Source organism: Streptomyces sp. NBC_00996 (assembly GCF_045162675.1).
In the GTDB taxonomy this organism is placed as follows: Bacteria; Actinomycetota; Actinomycetes; order Streptomycetales; family Streptomycetaceae; genus Streptomyces.
In genome coordinates, this window is the sequence record NZ_CP108723.1 from 5639647 (window position 1) to 5656723 (window position 17077).

General features: G+C 69.8%; 19 protein-coding genes. 10 read left to right on the top strand and 9 right to left on the bottom strand.

Translation table 11 applies throughout. The features are described from left to right. Positions 1-52 precede the first annotated feature (52 nt). Together OG390_RS26475 and OG390_RS26480 are read left to right on the top strand one after the other, a co-directional pair. On the top strand, positions 53-739 hold the full coding sequence (locus OG390_RS26475) for a GntR family transcriptional regulator (protein WP_406171631.1): 687 nt from the start codon (positions 53-55) through the stop codon (positions 737-739). Then, positions 736-2040, top strand: a complete 1305-nt coding sequence (locus OG390_RS26480) for a nitrate/nitrite transporter (protein ID WP_406171633.1) — start codon at positions 736-738, stop codon at positions 2038-2040. The genes OG390_RS26475 and OG390_RS26480 overlap by 4 nt, the downstream gene beginning before the upstream one ends. 59 nt (positions 2041-2099) lie before the next feature. On the opposite strand, the gene OG390_RS26485 is transcribed toward OG390_RS26480, so the two are convergent. Together OG390_RS26485 and OG390_RS26490 are read right to left on the bottom strand one after the other, a co-directional pair. Further along, the gene (locus OG390_RS26485) at positions 2100-2861 is read right to left on the bottom strand and encodes an SAM-dependent methyltransferase (RefSeq protein WP_406171635.1); all 762 of its coding nucleotides are present in this window, start codon (positions 2859-2861) and stop codon (positions 2100-2102) included. A 152-nt stretch (positions 2862-3013) separates the two neighbouring features. Continuing rightward, complete coding sequence (locus OG390_RS26490) at positions 3014-3838, bottom strand: maleylpyruvate isomerase family mycothiol-dependent enzyme (protein WP_399075910.1); 825 nt, start codon at positions 3836-3838, stop codon at positions 3014-3016. Positions 3839-3992: 154 nt separating this feature from the next. Between OG390_RS26490 and OG390_RS26495 the strand changes: the two genes are divergently transcribed. Continuing rightward, positions 3993-4820 carry a carbon-nitrogen family hydrolase gene (locus tag OG390_RS26495; RefSeq protein WP_406171638.1) on the top strand — a complete coding sequence of 276 codons (828 nt, stop codon included), beginning with the start codon at positions 3993-3995 and terminating at the stop codon, positions 4818-4820. 195 nt (positions 4821-5015) lie between these two features. Here the strand turns inward: OG390_RS26495 and OG390_RS26500 are convergent, their stop codons facing one another. Next, positions 5016-5510, bottom strand: coding sequence for an LURP-one-related/scramblase family protein (locus tag OG390_RS26500; RefSeq protein ID WP_406171639.1), 495 nt, complete (start codon positions 5508-5510; stop codon positions 5016-5018). Further along, positions 5507-6529, bottom strand: a complete 1023-nt coding sequence (locus OG390_RS26505) for a GlxA family transcriptional regulator (protein WP_406171641.1) — start codon at positions 6527-6529, stop codon at positions 5507-5509. Before OG390_RS26505 ends, OG390_RS26500 begins: the two co-directional genes overlap by 4 nt. Positions 6530-6707: 178 nt before the next feature. On the opposite strand from OG390_RS26505, the gene OG390_RS26510 reads away from it, so the two are divergent. Then, positions 6708-7100, top strand: coding sequence for a cupin domain-containing protein (locus OG390_RS26510; protein WP_406177864.1), 393 nt, complete (start codon positions 6708-6710; stop codon positions 7098-7100). Between the two features lie 68 nt (positions 7101-7168). On the opposite strand, the gene OG390_RS26515 is transcribed toward OG390_RS26510, so the two are convergent. Then, positions 7169-7441 carry a hypothetical protein gene (locus OG390_RS26515; RefSeq protein ID WP_406171643.1) on the bottom strand — a complete coding sequence of 91 codons (273 nt, stop codon included), beginning with the start codon at positions 7439-7441 and terminating at the stop codon, positions 7169-7171. Positions 7442-7533: 92 nt separating this feature from the next. On the opposite strand from OG390_RS26515, the gene OG390_RS26520 reads away from it, so the two are divergent. From OG390_RS26520 to OG390_RS26535, 4 genes are all read left to right on the top strand, one after another. Further along, positions 7534-8187, top strand: coding sequence for a zinc ribbon domain-containing protein (locus tag OG390_RS26520; RefSeq protein ID WP_406171645.1), 654 nt, complete (start codon positions 7534-7536; stop codon positions 8185-8187). A gap of 189 nt (positions 8188-8376) precedes the next feature. After that, positions 8377-8619 (top strand): hypothetical protein, encoded by a 243-nt coding sequence (locus OG390_RS26525; protein ID WP_406171647.1) that lies wholly within the window; start codon positions 8377-8379, stop codon positions 8617-8619. Positions 8620-8653: 34 nt separating this feature from the next. Next, the gene (locus OG390_RS26530; protein WP_406171649.1) at positions 8654-9112 is read left to right on the top strand and encodes a DUF6879 family protein; all 459 of its coding nucleotides are present in this window, start codon (positions 8654-8656) and stop codon (positions 9110-9112) included. A 48-nt stretch (positions 9113-9160) separates the two neighbouring features. After that, complete coding sequence (locus tag OG390_RS26535; RefSeq protein ID WP_406171650.1) at positions 9161-10009, top strand: helix-turn-helix domain-containing protein; 849 nt, start codon at positions 9161-9163, stop codon at positions 10007-10009. 318 nt (positions 10010-10327) lie between these two features. Here OG390_RS26535 and OG390_RS26540 read toward each other — a convergent pair whose 3' ends face one another. Then, positions 10328-10549, bottom strand: a complete 222-nt coding sequence (locus OG390_RS26540; RefSeq protein WP_406171652.1) for a hypothetical protein — start codon at positions 10547-10549, stop codon at positions 10328-10330. Positions 10550-10613: 64 nt separating this feature from the next. On the opposite strand from OG390_RS26540, the gene OG390_RS26545 reads away from it, so the two are divergent. Then, positions 10614-12497: an NHL domain-containing thioredoxin family protein gene (locus OG390_RS26545; protein WP_406171654.1), complete on the top strand. Its 1884-nt coding sequence runs from the start codon at positions 10614-10616 to the stop codon at positions 12495-12497. 21 nt (positions 12498-12518) lie between these two features. Here OG390_RS26545 and OG390_RS26550 read toward each other — a convergent pair whose 3' ends face one another. The 3 genes from OG390_RS26550 to OG390_RS26560 all read right to left on the bottom strand — a co-directional run bounded on the left by OG390_RS26550 (position 12519) and on the right by OG390_RS26560 (position 16396). Beyond that, positions 12519-12764 (bottom strand): DUF6458 family protein, encoded by a 246-nt coding sequence (locus OG390_RS26550; protein WP_406171655.1) that lies wholly within the window; start codon positions 12762-12764, stop codon positions 12519-12521. 99 nt (positions 12765-12863) lie between these two features. Then, positions 12864-14159, bottom strand: a complete 1296-nt coding sequence (locus OG390_RS26555) for a M18 family aminopeptidase (protein WP_406171657.1) — start codon at positions 14157-14159, stop codon at positions 12864-12866. 410 nt (positions 14160-14569) lie between these two features. After that, a complete protein-coding gene (locus OG390_RS26560) occupies positions 14570-16396 on the bottom strand; it encodes an acyl-CoA dehydrogenase (RefSeq protein WP_406171659.1) in 1827 nt (608 codons plus the stop codon). Positions 16397-16539: 143 nt separating this feature from the next. Between OG390_RS26560 and OG390_RS26565 the strand changes: the two genes are divergently transcribed. Continuing rightward, positions 16540-17019 (top strand): SseB family protein, encoded by a 480-nt coding sequence (locus OG390_RS26565; protein ID WP_399075893.1) that lies wholly within the window; start codon positions 16540-16542, stop codon positions 17017-17019. The last annotated feature ends 58 nt before the right edge of the window (positions 17020-17077 follow it).

Sequence of the window (17077 nt, forward strand, 5' to 3'; positions counted from 1 at the left end):
GCATGCTGGAATGCCCGCGGCCATGGGTGCGTGTTGTATCTATGATGTGCGCATGCCCTCAGCCCCATCCGTGCCCGCGAACCAGTCGCTGAAGCAGTCCATGAAGCAACCCCCCGCCGCCGACCGTGTCTACGCGCACGTCAAGCAGGGTGTGCTGGAACGCCGTTACGAGGGCGGGACGCTGCTGACCGAGGGCGAGCTCGCCGAGGCCGTGGGGGTCTCGCGCACGCCGGTGCGCGAGGCGCTGCTCCGGCTGGAGGCCGAGGGGCTGATCAAGCTCTACCCGAAGAAGGGTGCGCTCGTCCTGCCCGTCTCCGCACAGGAGATCGCGGACGTGGTCGAGACCCGGCAGCTCGTCGAGGAGCATGCCGCGCGCAAGGCCGTGCCGGCTTCTCCCCAGCTCATCGCACGTCTGGAGGAGTTGCTGGCGCAGCAGAGGGAGCAGGCCGCCGCCGGGGATCTGGCGGGAGCCGCGATCACCGACCGCTGCTTCCACGCGGAGATCGTCCGCAGCGGCGGCAACGAGATCCTCTCCCGGCTCTACGACCAGCTCCGAGACCGGCAGTTGAGGATGGGAGTCGCCGTCATGCACGCGCACCCCGACCGGATCACCAAGACGCTCGCCGAACACCAGCAGATCCTCGAAGCGCTGCGCTCCGGCGACGCGGAAGTGGTCGTCGGCATCATTCACCGGCACGTCTCCTGGTTCTCCAACCTTGCGCGGGGCGAGGTCCGATGAGCTCCAGCTCCGCCCTGTCGCTGCCCGGAGACCCGCCCGGCGGTCGGCGCGCGATCGCCGTCTGGGGCATCGGTGTCTCCGTCTACTTCGTCGCCGTCATCTTCCGCACGTCGTTGGGGGTGGCCGGGCTCGATGCCGCCGACCGCTTCCAGGTGGGCGCCTCCGCGCTGTCCACCTTCTCGATCCTCCAACTCCTCGTCTATGCGGGCATGCAGATACCCGTCGGCCTGCTGGTCGACCGGCTCGGCACGAAGAAGGTGCTGACCATCGGCGTCCTGCTGTTCACGGCCGGGCAGTTGGGCTTCGCGTTCTCCTCCTCGTACGGCATGGCGCTGGCCTCGCGCGCGCTGCTGGGCTGCGGCGACGCGATGACGTTCATCAGCGTGCTGCGGCTCGGCACCCGGTGGTTCCCGGCCCGGCGCGGTCCGATGGTGGCGCAGCTCGCCGGTCTGGTCGGCATGGCGGGCAACCTGGTCTCGACCCTCGTCATCGCGCGGCTGCTGCACGGGGTGGGCTGGACGGCGGCGTTCGCGGGCAGCGCCCTCGCCGGCGTCGTGGTCCTCGTACTCCTGCTGTTGTTCCTGAAGGACCACCCCGACGGACACGAGCCGGAGCCGTTCCCGCACCAGGGGGCCGCATACGTCCGTCGCCAGATCGCCGCGTCCTGGCGGGAGCCCGGCACGCGGCTCGGCCTGTGGGTGCACTTCACGACGCAGTTCCCGGCGATGGTGTTCCTGTTGCTGTGGGGCCTGCCGTTCCTGGTCGAGGCGCAGGGGCTCAGCCGGGCGACGGCCGGTGAGCTGCTGACGCTCGTCGTCCTCTCCAACATGGTGGTCGGCCTGATCTACGGGCAGATCGTCGCCCGGCATCACGCGGCGCGGCTTCCGCTGGCGCTCGGCACGGTGACGGCGACGGCGATCGTCTGGGCGGTGGCGTTGGCCTATCCCGCCGAGCACGACCCGATGTGGCTGCTGATCGTGCTGTGCGTCGTGCTGGGGGCCTGCGGCCCGGCTTCGATGATCGGCTTCGACTTCGCCCGGCCCGCCAACCCGCCCGAGCGTCAGGGCACCGCCTCCGGCATCACCAACATGGGCGGTTTCGTCGCCTCCATGACGACCTTGCTGGCCATCGGCGTGCTCCTCGACGCGACCGGCGACAACTACCGCGTCGCCTTCGCCGCCGTGTTCGTCCTCCAGGCGGTCGGCCTGAGCCAGATCTTCCGGTTGCGGAAGCAGGCGGCTCGCAGGGAGCGGGAGCGGTTGGTCGCGAGCCGGGTGGAGACGGTGCACGTGCCTGCGTAGCGGTGCGTATGGCCCAGCGATGCGTCAGGGGCCGCGGTGCGTCAATGCGCAGTGGTACGTCAGGTCGTGGGGACCAGCGTGAGGTAGGCCAGGCCCAGGACGCCGCGGTAGCCCATCCAGGCGCGGCGGTGGCGGTCCAGGCGTTCCCGGGTCTCGGCCGCGAGGGGGTGGTCGGGGTGGCCGGCGAGCCACACCTCCGCGTCCGCCTGGTAGCCCGACTCGAACTCCTCCCACTCCTCCAGGGAGGCCGTCTCGATCCACTCGGGCCGGAAACCGGCCGCGACGGCGAGATCGACGAGTGCCGGGAGTTCGTACTGCTCGTCCGCCGAGGCGCCCGGCCACATCCCGGACAGCTCGGCGGGTGTGGGCGTGCGCTGCCAGAACCCCTCGCCGAGCAGCACGCGGCCCTCGTCGCTGACGAGGCGGCGCAGCTCGCGGAGGGCTTCGACGGTGTGCCCGGGGGGTTCGGCCTCGCTGAGGGCGTGGCCGGCACCCAGACAAAGGACGACGTCGGCGGGGCCGTGAGCCGTGCCGAGTGCGGACTCCTCGACGAACTCGACCCTGTTCGCAAGCCCTCGCTGCGCCGCGTTGCGTCGGCCGCGGTCCAGGTCATCGGCGTTCAGGTCGATGCCGATGCCCTTCGCGCCGGGGGCGGCGGCCAGGAGACGGAGCATCAGCTCGGCCCAGCCACAGCCGATGTCGAGCACGGTGGTGGGGTTTGTCCGGGTCAGGCGCTGCACCAGGCGCGTTGCTCGTGCCTCGGAGAGGGGGCCGTGGAAGGTGAGGCGGGTGAGGCGGGGTGGGGCCGAGGGATCGGTCATGGGGGAAGGGTAGGTTCGCGGGGGCGGCGGCAGTAGTTCTTTTCGCCCCCACCGCCCCTGGCCCGTCCCGTATCCGGAGGGCTGCCGCCCCCCGGACCCCCGCTTCGGCCTTGACGGCCTCGTCCTCGAACGCCGGACGGGCCGAGAACTTCCTACTGCGTGATGGCCAGTGACCTGAGGATCGCTGCCGTCAGGTCCGGGTCGCCCTCTGCCTTGATGCGGTCCGCGACGGCGTCGGCGTGGACGCGGCCGCAGGTCAGGCGGACGAAGGTTTCCCAGTCGAGAGCGAGGGAGGCGGCCGGGCCGAGGGAGGGGGCGCCGTCTATGGAGCCGCGTCCGTCGGCGTCGACGCGGACCGTGCGGAGGAACTCGACCGGCCCGTGGACGTCGAAGACGACCGCCGAGTTCGCCGGGGCACCCGCGTCCTTGGCGACCACCTTCGGGAGCGCGGCGAGGAGTTCGTCGCGGACGATCTGCGCGCCCGGGGAGTCGAGGTTGCCCGGCCGGCCGAGGGTGGCGCGGAGGTCCTGCTCGTGCACCCAGACGTCGAACGCGCGGTTGCGCATGGCCTGCTCGAGAGTGATCTCGGTGCCGAGGGGGCCGCGCACCTTGGTGTCGGGCTGCCGGGACTCGTTCCGCAGCTGGCGGTTGCGGCGGATGATCGTGTACTCCAGCTCGGAGGTCATCTCCGGCGCGGTGTGGTGGCGGCGTACGTCGACCTGCATCTCCATGTACCGCTGGTGCTCGTTCGTCACGTGGTACAGGTCGCGGGGGAGCGTGTGGATCGGCCGCGGGTCGCCGAGCATTTCGCAGTCCATCCCGATGACGTGCGAGACGAGGTCGCGGACGGACCAGCCGGGGCACGGGGTCCGCCGGTTCCACTCGCCTTCCACAAGGGGCTGCACCAGCTCTGATATCGCTTCGATCGAATGGGTCCAGGCGTCGGCGTAGGACTGAAGGCTGGGATGCAGACTCACGGAACGGGACCCCTCGGGCGGTTGGGCGCGGGCAGTGCACAGGCAGCGGGTGTCTTGGGACGCTAAGTTACGCTGCTGTGAGGCACCCCGGCAGTGCTTTCGTGTGACGATCGTAGGCCCGTATGGACGGCTCGAATGCCAGGACGGTGGTAGTGTGCGCGCCTCTCTCCTCCAGATCGACGTAAACGAGGCGGAATCGGTCGATGCGCGTCGGCAGCGTGTGGCGGCTCTCGTACGAGAACAAGCCGGTGCCGATCTCGTGGTGCTGCCCGAGCTGTGGACGACCGGGGCGTTCGCGTACGAGGGGTTCGGGGCGGAGGCCGAGCCGCTGGAGGGGCCCACGTACGAGGTGATGGCCAAGGCGGCGAGCGACGCGGGAGTGTGGCTGCACGCGGGCTCGATTCCCGAGCGGACGGCATCCGACAGCGGCTCCGCCGCGGGCGAGGGGCCCCTGGGGCCCCTGTACAACACCTCTCTCGTCTTCTCGCCCTCCGGTGAACTCGCCGCGGCCTACCGGAAGATCCATCGGTTCGGCTTCGACAAGGGCGAGGCCGTGCTGATGGGAGCGGGGGCCGAGCTGGTGACGGTGCGGCTGCCGCAGACGGTGGTCGGGGTTGCCACGTGCTACGACCTGCGGTTCCCGGAGCTCTTCCGCGGACTTGTCGACGCGGGCGCCGAGACATTTGTCATCCCGGCGGGATGGCCCGAGCGGAGGCGCTCGCACTGGACGCTGCTTGCGCAGGCGCGGGCCGTTGAGAACCAGGCGTTCGTGCTGGCCTGCGGGACTGCGGGCACGCATGCGGGAGTTCCCCAGGCGGGGCACTCGATCGTGGTCGACCCGTGGGGGGAGGTTCTCGCCGAGGCGGGGTCCGGAGAGGAGGTCCTCACCGTGGACTTCGACCCCGCCAAGGTCGCGACCACGCGGGAGCAGTTCCCTGCGCTGAAGGACCGGTTGCTGGGGCTTGCCGCTCCTCGCCGCTGATTGCTTCGGCACCCGGCGTCGGCGCCCGGCGTCGGCACCTGGCGTCGGCGCCGAGCTCGGGGTGGGTTGCGCAGCCCGGCGCTGTGGGTGCCGCTGCGCCCACCCGTGCCGCCCCGGCGGCACGACTGCCCGCAGCTGTGACGGGTGGGTGGGGCGCCGTCCCTCGCCGCACGCCTGCTCGCAGCCGAGCCGACGTCAGTCCTCCGACCGTTCCTTCTCCGCCAAGTGGATGACGCATACCGCCACCGCGATCAGCAGGGCGGGGTCGGTGTCCTCGCGTACGACGTCGACGCCGTACGTCTCGCGGATGTGGAGCCGGCGGCGGGAGATCTGGGCGAGGAGTTCGTTGTCGTAGTCGATGGCGAACTCGCGGTCGAGGATCTTGCCGCTGACGTCGAGTTCGGTGCCGTCGACGAGGGACACACGGTAGTGGTTGCGGAGCAGGGACAGGCGTTTGCGCTTGATGGTCGCCAGAGGACCGCCGTCCCGCTCGATGATCATCGTGTCGCGCAGCGCGAGCATCTTCTGGTGGATGTCGATCAGGACCCGCCCGCCGGTGTCCTTCAGCTCGAAGGTGTCCCGCAGCCGCATGGCCTTGCCGTCGACGAGGAAGACCTTGTTGCCACGGTCGTCCTCGATCCAGTAGTCCTCACCGAGGCCGAGGAGCCGGTCGCGTACGAGGTATCTCATGCCCTCACCGGTTCCCCGGTGGGCGGTCCGAAACGCCGTCGGTAGGCCGACGGGCTGAGTCCGGTCGCCTGGCGCAGTCGCGCCCGCAGGTTCGCGGCGGTCCCCAGACCGCTGCGATCCGCCACCACGTCCAGCCGTTCCTCCCCGCGCTCGATGAGCCGGCAGGCGAGCGCGACCCGCTCGCCGGTGAGCCACGCGAGGGGGGTCGTCCCCAGTTGGGCGCGGAAGCGCCGGTGCAGCGTCGCCGGGCTGAGCGCCGCCCGCGTCGCCAGGTCCGCGACCGTCAGCGGTTCGCCGAGCCGCTCCTGCACCCAGGCCAGCAGGGGTGCGAGGGACTCGTCCGGTACGTCGGGTACCGGCCGCTCGACGAACTGGCGCTGCCCGCCGTCGCGATGGGCGGCGAAGACCAGCCGGCGGGAGACCGCGTTGGCGATCTCCGCGCCGTGGTCGCGCCGCACGACGTGCAGCCCGAGATCCAGCGCGGACGCGCTGCCGGACGCGGTGAGGATGTCCCCGTCGTCGACGAAGAGGACGTCCGGCTCCAGGCGTACCCGCGGAAACCGCGTCCGGAAGGACTCCGCCCACATCCAGTGGCAGGCCGCCCGCCGCCCGTCCAGCAGTCCGGCCTCCGCGATCGTGAACGCGCCGGAGCAGAAACCGATGAGCCGGGCGCCCCGCTCGTGCGCGCGGCGTACGGCGTCCAGCACCTCGGGGGAGCGCGGGGCGTCGGTGTCGGGCCGGTTCGGCACGATCAGCGTGTCCGCGCTCTCGGCGGCGTCGAGCCCGGCGACATCGGTGAGCGTGAAGAACCCGTCCCGCATCCGGGTGCGTGGCTCGGCGGCGCACAGCCTGAAGTCGTACAGCTCCCGCCCGAGTTCGGGCCTGCGCAGCCCGAAGATCTCGATGGCGCAGCTCATCTCGAAGGGATTCGAGTTCTCGTCGACCACGAGGACGACGCGGTGGGCGGCCCCGCGGTGGGTCACCCCACGGGGCGGCGTCTGAGAGGATCCTTGCGGCATATGCGATTTCTAGCACTCGCGGCGACGCGCGGCCACCGCCGAGGATCCCCCTATGAGCAGCGAACCCGAGCCGATCAGCGAACCCGAGCCGATCAGCGAACCCGAGCCGATCAGCGAACCCGAGCCGATCAGCGGATCCGCCCCGCGCGGCGAACCCGTCCTGCGCGGCGAACCGGTCCTGCGCGGCGAACCCGTCTCCCTCTCCGCCGCCCTGGCCTCCTTCACCGACCTGTGGAGCCCCCGCATCGTCACCGCCGTCAATGACTACGACGTACGCATCGCCAAGGTCGAGGGCGAACACGTCTGGCACGTCCACGACCACACGGACGAGTTCTTCCTGGTCCTGGAGGGCGAGTTGACCATCGCGCTACGGGAACCGGACGGCGAGCGCACCGTCGTCCTCCCCAAGGGCTCGGTCTTCACCGTCCCGCGCGGCACCGAGCACAAGCCGTACGCCCCGGCCGGCGCCGCGATCCTGATGTTCGAACCCACGGGCACCCTCACGGTCGGCGACCGCCACGACGAGGTACCGGACCACGTGGACGCGACGACGGGGCGCGCGCTGGCCTGAGCACGGACGCGGTCGAGCCCCCCGCTGCCGTGGCGGCGGGGGACTCGACGCGTTCTGCTGCGCGGCTGCTAGAAGCCGTCCCGACGCATGTCGTCCTCGTCCTCGACGGGGTGGTCGTCGCGGATGGCGCGGTCGCGCATGTCGGAGTCACGCATGTCCGAGTCGCGTTTGTGGTCGTCCCGTATGCCGGAGCCCGGCCCGCGGTGCTCCGTCCGGTCGTCGTCCCGCATCCGCTTGCCGCCGGGGTCCCGCACGGCGGCGTCGCTCATGCCGGAATCGCGCATCTGGGAGTCGGGCGTGCCGGATTCGTGCGTACCGGGGTTCTTGGGCTTGCGTCCCATGGAAACTGCTCCTTCGCAGTGGCCCCCCTGCGTGACTAGAGCATCTCTCCGTCCCGGTCCGTGCGCATCCGGTGGCCGAACACGCACACTCGGTGACCGCCGTGCCGATACCCCGTGGCGGGCGACGAAATACGGGAGACACCCAGGACACCCCCGCCGACCTGCGAGGATGTATCGGCATCCTCGAGTACATGAACCGGGTTTCTCCCTACCGGGATCCGGAGACGCTCGAAACCGTGAGTATCGGTGAGGGGATCATCACGGTCGGGGAGCGTGAGCTCATCCTCCGCCAGCTCGAAGCGCGGACGTTTCCTCTGGCGGGAAAGCGGCACGGCCACAAGCAGGGCAAGTCACTGCTCACTGGCGTAGCGCGCTGCGGGCTCTGCGGGGCTCGGATGAGCAAGGCCGGCACGTCGTACCAGTGCTCCAGCCACCGGATGGGGCGAGGATGCTCCGGCGTCTCGGCTCGGGTGGAGAGCATCGACGACTACGTGACCCAGGCATTCCTCTCACGCCTGCCGTCCCTGGAGCCCCAGGACTCGCTGCTCGCCGTAATTGCCGATCGCTGGGTGCAGAGGCAGGACCCGGAGGTGTTCGCTAAGCGAGATGCCATCGAGGCGGAGATCGAGGACGAGGAGGCCAGGTACGTCCGTGGCGAGTTCACCGGCGCAGACGCGATCGACCGGTACAACCGGCTCGCCGGACGACTTCATACCCGGATCGAGGGGCTGCGCGCGGATCTATGATGCCGCCCGGAGGGCAGGGCAACACCACGAGCCTCCGCACTCGTCACCTCTGATCGGGACGGCGAGCGCAGGGGCTCTCGCCCCTTCGCTGGCACCCCAACCGCTTGTCTGAAGGCCCTCTTGCGCGGCTCAGCCGCAGGGGTGAGGCTCGTGCACGCTGGTGCAACCCACTCGACGGCGGGAGCGACCATGACCCTAAAGTTCCTCGGCATCATCCCGAACACGCCGCCTGACGAGTCTCCGACGATCTGGCTCCACGAGGAGACCGGCGACCTTCTGATTCAGTCGTACAAGGCGACCGAGGACGAGGTGAAGGCGTGCCAGGAGATCGGTTCGATCCCGGGCCACTCCATGGACGTTCCAGACCACGAGACGATCATCCGGTTGCCCGCGGTGATGCTGAATTACATCCCGCGCCCGGACGACAACTGAGAGGCAGGCCGTGCAGCCACCCGCCCGTCATGCAATGGCACGAGCACAGCACTCGGCGGTGCACCTTGAGTTGCGTGACAGCTACATGCTCGATGACCCCGAGTTCATCGCGTGGCAGCAGGGGAAGCGCCTCGACCCCGGTGACCGGTCTTCGTGGTGGGGCGGCTGGCACGACGCGGTAAGCGAAGCGACGGCCCGAGGGGTCGTGGTCCGGCGGCTTCGGATCGTGTCGGAGCCGATCAGCGACTACGTGCGGTACGAGCACGACTGCACCTTCACGAACATCGCGGCGGGTGAACTGGTCCGGTGGCTGCCACGGCGGCAGACCACGGACTTGGCCTTGCCGGGTACTGACTTCTGGCTGTTCGACGGTGGGCAAGCGCTGTTCCACCACTTCACCGGGAACGGGCAGCTCGACCAGGACGGGCGGGAGTACACGGAGGAGCCCGAGCGGGTGAAGCTGTGCGCCGTCGCCTTCGAAGCAGCCTGGTAACGGGCCGTTCCGCACGAGGAGTACCGACCGCGCTGAGCTGTCACCACCATGGCCGTCTCACCCTCATCAAGCGCACAGCAGGCCCGGCAGGCTCTGGCGAATCGACTCGCTGAGCTGTGCCGGGATGCCGGCCTCACCGGACGGGACATCGCCCGTCTGTGCTCCTGGCACCCGTCCAAGTCGTCACGGATCATGAACGCGCGCACGCCCCCGTCCGCTGACGACATCCGGGCGTGGTGCCAGGCGTGCGGGTCGGAAGATCAAACGGAAGACCTGTTGGCCTCGCTGCGCACCGCCGAAGGCATGTGGGTCGGGTGGCGGCGCATGGAGCGCGCCGGGCTCAAGCAGGCACAGGAAGCCCGTCTCCCGCTCTTCGAGCGAACCCGCCGGTTCCGCTCCTACTCCTCGTGGTTCATCCCGGGCCCGATCCAGACCTACGGCTACACCGAAACGGTTTTGCGGGCCGTCCAGTGGAGGCGAGTAGAGGTGGACGACGTGGCCGACGCGGTCGCCGTCCGCATGGAGCGTCAGCGCGTCCTCTACGAGGGTGACCGGCGGTTCGCGTTCCTGGTTGAGGAATCGGTCTTGCGGAACGGGCTCGGCGGGGCGGACGTGCAGGAGGAACAGCTCCGCCACCTCCTCACGGTCGGCTCACTGCCCAGCGTCAGCCTGGGCGTGGTCCCCACACGGACCGAACGCTCCCGGATGCCGGTGGAAGGGTTCTGGATCTTCGACACCGGACAGGTCAACGTCGAGCTGGTCTCTGGCTACCTCACGCTGACCCAGCCGAGCGAGGTTGCCGCGTACGCGGACACGTTCACCGAACTCGCCGACATGGCCGTCTACGGAGTGAAGGCCCGCGCGCTGATCACGAGCGCCATGCAGACACTCAGGTGAAAACCGTGCAACCTCGTGCAATCTCCCGGGAGTTGCAGCTCCGGCGTTCCTAGCGTGGTCGCTACACCGACGACACAAGGAGCGGGGCCGTGAAGGCGATCACGTATACGCAACCCCCGGTAGAGCTGCCATTGCGAACAGACCCCGAGCCCGTACCGGTGGCCGGCTGCGGGGTCTGCGCCGCCCTGGCTACACAGCGCCGGGAAGCCCGCCTCCGGGGCGACCACTCCAGGGCCAGCGATTGCAACGTGGAGCTTCGGAACCACCCGCACCCCGAGGGAGCCGCATGACCGTGAGAGCCGTGCTCCGGTACGTCAGCTACGTCATGCACCGCCACCCCTCAGCGGAGACGACGGCCACGGCGCGATGCCTGAACCCGGATTGCCAGTGGACAGCCGCGCCGACCGGGAGCGCGGACGTATGCACCAGACACGTGGCGAATGGCTCCCGCTTGTCCTCGGTGCGGTCCGGCAGCGCTATGAAGCTCTGTTCCGTCCGCGCCGTCTCACCGGCAGTCGTCTCGTTCCCGTCCGCAGCCATTCGTCGCTCCCCCCGCCGTACGCGTGTGATCCGACGTTCATACCAGGATGGCAAGCTTTGAAGCATGAACGATGCTGCCCCGGCGCCCACCCCCGCGCCCGCACTCCGCAAGCGTGCTCGTGTCCGTGCCCCCGAGCTGATCGGCAAGGGCGGCTGGATCAACACCGGTGGGAAGGACCTGAAGCTCGCCGACTTCCGAGGTCGCACATTGATTCTCGATTTTTGGACGTTCTGCTGCATCAACTGTCTGCACGTCCTGGACGAGCTGCGGGAGCTGGAGGAGAAGCACCGGGACACGGTGGTGATCATCGGGGTGCACTCGCCGAAGTTCGTGCACGAGGCCGAGCACCAGGCGGTCGTCGACGCGGTCGAGCGGTACGGGGTGGAACACCCGGTCCTCGACGACCCCGAGCTCGCGACCTGGAAGCAGTACGCCGTGCGCGCCTGGCCGACGCTCGTCGTGATCGACCCCGAGGGGTACGTCGTCGCACAGCACGCCGGCGAGGGGCATGCGCACGCGATCGCCCGGCTGGTGGAGGAACTGGAGGCCGAGCACGCGGCGAAGGGCACTCTGCGGCGCGGCGACGGACCGTACGTGGCGCCGGAGCCCGAGCCCACGACGCTCCGCTTCCCCGGCAAGGCACTCGCCCTGCCGAGCGGGAACCTGCTGGTCAGCGACACGACCCGGCATCAGCTGGTGGAGCTGGAGGCCGACGGCGAGACCGTCGTACGGCGTATCGGATCCGGTGTACGGGGCTTGGTGGACGGCGCGGCCGAGGCGGCCGGGTTCAGCGAGCCGCAGGGGCTGGCGCTGCTGGACGACGGGGCCGTGGTCGTCGCCGACACCGTGAACCACGCCCTGCGCCGCCTCGATCTCGCGACCGGCGAGGTCACGACGCTCGCGGGGACGGGCCGCCAGTGGTGGCAGGGCTCGCCGACGTCCGGGCCCGCGCGGTCGGTCGACCTGTCCTCGCCGTGGGACGTGGCCGTGTTCGGCGGGCGCGTGTGGATCGCCATGGCCGGTGTGCACCAGTTGTGGGCGTACGACCCGGCCGACAAGACCGTCGGGGTCGCCGCCGGTACGACCAACGAGGGGCTCGTCGACGGGCCGGGCGCCGAGGCCTGGTTCGCGCAGCCGTCGGGGCTCGCCGCCACCGCCGACCGGCTCTGGCTGGCCGACTCCGAGACGTCCGCGCTGCGCTGGGTGGACCTCGACGGTGTCGTGCACACCGCCGTCGGCACCGGACTCTTCGACTTCGGACACCGCGACGGAGCGGCCGAACAGGCGCTGCTCCAACACCCGTTGGGCGTCACCGCGCTCCCGGACGGCTCGGTGGCGGTGAGCGACACGTACAACCACGCGCTGCGCCGCTACGACCCGGTGACCGGCGAAGTGACCACGCTGGCCACGGACTTGCGGGAACCGAGCGACGCGGTCCTCGTCGGCGACGACATCGTGGTCGTCGAGTCCGCCCGCCACCGGCTGACCCGGCTGCGGCTCCCCGAGGAGGCCGTGCGGGTCGAGTCGGTCGCCCACCGCACACAGCGCGCGGCCACCGAAGTCGCCCCGGGTGGCCTCCGGTTGGAAGTCATCTTCCAGGCGCCGGCCGGCCAGAAGCTGGACACCCTCCCCCAAGTTCTCGACTCCGCTCGAGCAGGGGGGACCCCCATCGGCCCGTCCACCCGGCTGCTGGTCTCCTCGACCCCGCCCGAGCTGCTGATCGAGGGCGAGGGCGCGGGAACCGATCTCTTCCGCGCCCTGGAGCTGAACCCGGCTGTCACCGAAGGGGTTCTGCACGTCTCCGCGATGGCGGCGTCCTGCGACGACGATCCCGCCAACGAGTACCCGGCCTGCCACGTCCACCAGCAGGACTGGGGAGTACCGGTCCGCCTCACCGAGGGCGGTGCGGACCGGCTGGCGCTCGTCCTCGCGGGCCTGGACGACTGACGTACGGCCGGACTTGAGCGCTTACACGCCGTATCCGTCGTTGTAGCCGCCCCGGTGGTGTCGTTCCTCCTCGACCACCGGGGTGGTCGGCGGCACGACCACCCGCCTGCGCCGGGCGATGCTGCTGAACGTCGCCACGCCGATCAGCCCGACGATCATGAAGATGACCCCGACCAGGTCGAGGTTGACTCCCTGCATGTTCCAGTCGGTCGCGAACGTGAGGATCGCGCCCGCGGCGATCAGGATGATGCATCCGCCCAGGCCCATAAGTCTCGCCTCCCTGCCCGGTCCAGGTGTTCCGGGCGGGAGCCGAGTACCCGCGACCCCACGGGCCATGCGGAATCGCCGTGGGGGAACGACGGGGGACTATCCCTCCAAGAACGCCACCAGTGCGTTGGCCAGCAGGAACGGGTCGTCGGCGCCGCAGAGTTCGCGGGCGCTGTGCATGGAGAGGATGGCCACGCCGATGTCGACGGTCTTGATGCCGTGCCGGGCCGCGGTGATGGGGCCGATGGTGGTGCCGCAGGGCATCGCGTTGTTGGAGACGAAGGACTGGAAGGGCACTCCGGCCTTCTCGCAGGCGGCGGCGAAGATCGCGCGGCCCGAACCGTCCGTGGCGTAGCGGTTGTTGACGTTCACCTTGAGGATGGGGCCACCGTTGGCGCGCGGGTGATGCGTCGGGTCGTGCCGCTCGGCGTAGTTGGGGTGGACGGCGTGGCCCGTGTCGGAGGACAGACAGACCGTGCCCGCGAAGGCGCGCGCCCGGTCCTCGTACGAGCCGCCGCGCGCGAACACCGAACGCTCCAGCACGCTGCCGAGCAGCGGCCCGTCGGCACCGGTGTCGCTCTGCGAGCCGTTCTCCTCGTGGTCGAAGCCCGCGAGTACGGGGATGTACGGGAGCCCGGAGTCGCCCGCCGCCGCCGCGACCAGCGCCGCCGTACCCGCGTGCAGGGAGAGCAGGTTGTCCATGCGCGGGCCCGCCACCAGCTCCTTGTCGCGGCCGAGGTAGGAGGGCCGCTCGACGGAGTGGGTCATCAGGTCCCAGCCGGTGACCTCGCCCGTGGCGAGCCCCAGCTCCTCCTCCAGGAAGGCGATCAGGTCGCCCTCGCGGGGGTCGCCGAGCCCCCAGACGGGCTGCAGATGGCGCTGCTTGTCGAGCTTGAGCCCGTCGGTGCTGACGGAACGGTCGAGGTGGACGGCGAGTTGGGGCACGCGCAGCAGGGCGCGGTCGATGTTCACCAGGCGGGTCGAGCCGTCCCGCAGCGACAGGCGTCCCGCGAGGCCGAGGTCGCGGTCCAGCCAGGAGTTCAGCAGCGGTCCGCCGTAGATCTCCACGGCCACCTGCCGCCAGCCGTGCGCGCCGCTGTCCGGCAGCGGCTTGACCCGCAGGTTCGGGGAGTCGGTGTGTGCGCCCACGATCCGGAACGGGGTGTGCGGCGCGGCGCCCTCCGGCACGTACCAGGCCACGATCGCGCCGCCGCGCAGCACGTACTTCCCGCCGCTCGTGCCCTCCCAGGCGTCGGTCTCGGCGACCTGACGGAATCCGGCCTTCTCCAGTCGCTCGGCGGCGTTCGCCACCGCGTGGTACGGCGTCGGGCTCGCCGCCAGGAAGGACATGAGGTCGTCGGTATGGCCGCGATCGAAGCGGGAGGGTGCACTCATGGGTTCACCTTAACGACGCACAAAGGCCCACTCCCCAAGGATGGGAGCGGGCCCTCGTAAGGGGGATGGGGAGGGTGGGGCGACCGACCGGACGGACAGGGTCCGGTCAGTCGCCCCACCCGGTCCCGGGTGGGGTGATCGCGCCGGGCGCGCAGATCACCGTCCTGGCTACGGGCAGGTGTGTCGCAAGGGGCGGCACCCGTCCCGAAGAGAGCGGCACCCTGCCCGGTGCCGATGAGCGCACCCATCCGACGGCAACCCCGAGCCCGGGTACCGGGCAGGGCCGGCGTGCATGCCCGCAGCTGTGCGGGTAGGTCGCCCCAGCGGCACGACTGCCCGCAGCCGCAGCCAGGACCGGCGGGCAGTCGCCACTTGCGGTGGGACTGCCCGCAGCCGCGGCGGGTGATCTCTTAGAACGCCGCCTCGTCCAGCTCCATCAGGTCCAGCTCCACACCCTCGGCGAGCTTGCGGGCGCCGGTGACGCCCGGCAGGACGTTCGCGGCGAAGAACTTCGCGGCCGCGATCTTGCCCGTGTAGAAGGGCTTGTCCTTGGCGGAGGCCGTCTCCAGCTTCTCGGCGGCCACGGCGGCACCGCGCAGCAGCAGGTAGCCGACGACCACGTCGCCGGAGGCCATCAGCAGGCGGGTCGTGTTCAGGCCCACCTTGTAGATGTTCTTGACGTCCTGCTCGGTTGCCGCGAGGTCGGTGAGCATCAGGCCGACGATGGCCTCCAGCTCGACGGCCGCCTTGGCGAGCCGCTCACGGGCGGTGGAGAGCTCCTCGCCGCCGGTGCCGAGCGCCAGGAACTTCTTGATGTCCTCGGCGAGGGAGTTCAGCGCCGTGCCCTGGTTGCGGACGATCTTCCGGAAGAAGAAGTCCTGGCCCTGGATCGCCGTCGTGCCCTCGTACAGGGTGTCGATCTTGGCGTCGCGGATGTACTGCTCGATCGGGTACTCCTGCAGGAAGCCGGAGCCGCCGAAGGTCTGCAGCGACTGGGCGAGCTGCTCGTAGCCCTTTTCGGAGCCGTAGCCCTTGACGATCGGCAGGAGCAGGTCGTTGAGGGCCTCGAGGGCGGCGGTGTCCTCGCCGGCGGCCTCCTTGACCTGGATCTCGTCCTGGATCGCGGCGGTGTGCAGCACCAGAGCGCGCATGCCCTCCGCGTACGCCTTCTGCGTCATCAGCGAGCGGCGCACGTCCGGGTGGTGCGTGATGGTGACCTTGGGCGCGGTCTTGTCCATGAAGTTCGCCAGGTCGGGGCCCTGGACGCGCTCCTTGGCGTACTCGAGGGCGTTCAGGTAGCCCGTCGACAGCGTGGAGATCGCCTTCGTGCCGACCATCATGCGGGCGAACTCGATGATGCGGAACATCTGACGGATGCCGTCGTGCTTGTCGCCGATCAGCCAGCCCTTGGCGGGGTGGCGGTCGCCGAAGGTCATCTCGCAGGTGTTGGAGGCCTTCAGGCCCATCTTGTGCTCGACGTTCGTCGCGTAGGCGCCGTTGCGCTCGCCCAGCTCGCCGGTCTCGAAGTCGAACTCGTACTTCGGGACGAGGAAGAGGGACAGGCCCTTGGTGCCGGGGCCGTGGCCCTCGGGGCGGGCGAGGACGTAGTGGAGGATGTTCTCCTCCATGTCGTGCTCACCGGACGTGATGAAGCGCTTCACGCCCTCGATGTGCCAGGAGCCGTCCTCCTGCTGGACCGCCTTGGTGCGGCCCGCGCCCACGTCCGAGCCCGCGTCCGGCTCGGTGAGGACCATGGTGGAGCCCCACTGCTTCTCGACGGCGATCTTCGCGATGTGCTTCTGGACCTCGTTGCCCTCCTCGTAGAGGATGCCCGCGAAGGCCGGGCCGGAGGAGTACATCCAGACCGCCGGGTTGGCGCCGAGCACGAGCTCCGCGTACGCCCAGATCAGGGAGCGGGGCGAGGTGGTGCCGCCGATCTCCTCGGGCAGGCCGAGGCGCCAGTACTCGGATTCCATGAAGGCCTTGTAGCTCTTCTTGAAGGTCTCGGGTACGGGCGCCGTGTTGGTCTCCGGGTCGAAGACCGGCGGGTTGCGGTCGGCGTCCGCGAAGGACTCGGCCAGCTCGTTCTCCGAGAGGCGCGTCAGCTCCTCGAGGATGCTCTTGGCGGTGTCCGTGTCCATCTCCGCGAACGGGCCGGTGCCGTACAGCTTGTCGCGCCCGAGCACCTCGAAGAGGTTGAACTCGATGTCGCGGAGATTCGACTTGTAGTGCCCCATGGCGACGGCTCCGTTAAGGGATCGGCGAGGCACTGACTCCTCGCACCTAGTTCACGTACCAACAAGTAGCTACGATGATGCTACCCGTCAGTAATAAGAATCAACCCCTGATGGTCCATATGTGGCCCACTACTCTTTGACGCATGTACGGCTACGACCAGAGCGCAGGCGCCCAGCAGGGGTACGTCCCGCCGCAGCAGCAGATGCCGGGCGGGCAGATGCCCGGCGGCTACGGCCAGCAGCCCCCGCTGTACCCGGAGCCGTCCCCACCGTCCCTCGCGGACGGGGTCCGCGCGTTCACCACGGGGTCGATGTCCGCCGAGGACTTCCAGCAGGTCTTCGCGACGTCGAAGGTGTACTGCCCGCGCGGCGACAACCCCGGATTCCTCGCGCTGCACAACACCCAGCAGCCGGTGATTCCGATGTTCACCTCGCTCAAGGAGCTGCGCCGGTACGCCGGCAAGGAGTCCAAGTACTTCGTGATCACCGGTGCCGAGGTGATCGACCTACTGCCGACCGGCTACGGCTTCGTCCTCGACATGGAGGGCGAGCACCGGATGGTCTTCGATGCCAAGGCCGTCGAGCAGATGGTCGACTTCGCGATGCGTCGTATGTACGGATAGGCCTCAGGGGCCACAGGCCCCGCTCTCGTACGACATCCCGGACGCCCGGAGGGAATGC